The sequence below is a fragment of the Variovorax sp. 22077 genome (assembly GCF_052044195.1).
Lineage (GTDB): Bacteria > Pseudomonadota > Gammaproteobacteria > Burkholderiales > Burkholderiaceae_C > Variovorax > Variovorax atrisoli.
In genome coordinates, this window is sequence record NZ_JBQEQC010000136.1 from 1 (window position 1) to 333 (window position 333).

1 protein-coding gene is annotated in these 333 nt (G+C 66.7%); it reads right to left on the reverse strand.

Features of this window, described 5'->3' with window-relative positions; genetic code table 11:
* Window positions 1-333: AMP-binding protein (locus tag ACTJLF_RS34845; protein WP_440884937.1), on the reverse strand; the 333-nt coding region annotated here is incomplete at both ends.

Genomic DNA, 333 nt, shown 5'->3' on the forward strand with positions numbered 1-333 from the left:
CACTGTGGCGAATGGCCGCTCCCTTGGGACGGCCCGTGGAGCCGGACGTGTAGATGACGTAGGCCAGGTGTTCGCCGTGCAGCTTCACCCGGGGATCTGCATCGGACTCGCAGGACGTATCCAGGGTGTCCAGTTCCAGCACCTGGAGCGCCTCGGCACCCGGGATCAGGCTGTGCAAGTGGCTCTGGGTCAGCAGCAGCTCGATGCCACTGTCCTGCACCATGTAGGACAGCCGGTCCGCCGGGTACTCGGGGTCCAGGGGCAGGTAGGCACCGCCCGCCTTGAGCACCGCCAGGATGCCCACCATCATCTCGACGGAGCGCTCCACGCAGA